Here is a 1444-nt window from a genome sequence, read left to right as displayed (position 1 = left end):
GAACTAAAACTAAGATATTCTTACGAACTCAAAAAGCCGAAATTCCTTAACTTAGGAATTTCGGCTTTGATGTTTTATCTTGGGGTTGCTATTGGAATGAAATTTGGCACGTCTACTGCACCAGAATTATAAGTTCTCCGTTTCCTTAAATTAGAAACTTATACTGGATTACTGCAGTTAAATTGTTGTCATTTTAAAAGAACTGTTAGATAAAAAAGAAAAATCTATTGCTTTGTATTTAACTTAAAAATTTTTCTTTGAGTTAGCATCTTTTACATAATAATTATTGAGGAGGGAAAATTTTACTGAGAAATGCTATCAAATACAAGAATAGGCTAGTCTAATTTCTAATGGTCCCAGTATCTTTTATTTTGACATGTGTCTTTACATTTATTTTAGCCTCTGCTAACGCTTGCAACCAATTTCCTTTTAGTTTTTTCCACTCTTTATATTGAAAAGCTCTAGCATATAGGGATAATCCGATTGGATCAATTTTATTCTGCTGTATTTCATCCAAAATATCTTGTAACTTCTTATTAATTTCTTTTTGAATAGCACTCTTTAAATTATTTATGTTTTTTTTATTATCATAATGTCCCTTAATTAAATTCGCATTGGTTTTTTCTATTAAAGCTACATTTGCATTTATATCGAGATTAAATACAAACTTTCCGTTTTGAAAATTAACATCTACCTTCCTTGTCGCATTCTGTACCAAGATAGAAGTGTTTGGTTTTTTGTTGGATTTTTTAGGAGGAAGCACAAGGTGTAGTATCATCCGGCCTTTATTTTTGGGCTTATTTATAAGATTGAAGAATTTAACATCTTTTTTAGGGATACGAGTTAAAAATTTTCCTTGTCGATCCAAAAGTGCAATTCCTATCGTGTCAATTTCATTTTTTGTTTTTTTGATAACTGGAACAGCTTGTGTCATTCCTTCTTCATTTTGTTCTCTCATTAATTGTTGAATAGTGGAAGAAACGGATTGATTATTTTGAATGGAGGATTCGATTACACTACTTATATAAGATGGTAGTGATGGTTTATCGGGCTTATTAATTGTGAAAATTTCTTCTACAGGTCCATCAACAAGTACTACTTTAGCATTAATGGTAGCGTAAGGATCACGGTAAGAAGAATCAAGCTCCTGCATCCAATTTGCTTCTTGGGCCAATTTTTTCCCAATTAAAATGATTTCAGCTTTGGAGGCTGTCATATAGCCCGTTAACTTCGTATCTATCTTACTGAATCCATTATATACAGTTGATGCCTGAGTCCAGTTCTCTATAGTACTTTTTTGCTGTCTATGATGAAAGAGTGGTATGCTTGTGCCCACCTTTACGTCTCCATTAGAGTTTCTATCCAAGGCAATTAAAAGGATTAATGAAACCTTCTCAAGAGGAATTCTCTGACTACAACCAATTAAACATACACAACAGATTAC

1 protein-coding gene is annotated in these 1444 nt (G+C 31.9%); it reads right to left on the bottom strand.

Annotation, left to right across the window (positions count from 1 at the left end; translation table 11 throughout):
* Window positions 1–340: 340 nt before the first annotated feature.
* A partial coding sequence (locus AC1DTM_RS26350) for a Ger(x)C family spore germination protein (protein ID WP_477001270.1) occupies window positions 341–1444 on the bottom strand: 1104 nt, incomplete at its 5' end.

This window comes from Bacillus sp. P4_D3, assembly GCF_056401855.1.
The sequence above is the reverse complement of the archived record's forward strand: the minus strand, read 5'-3'. Positions and strand labels throughout refer to the sequence as shown.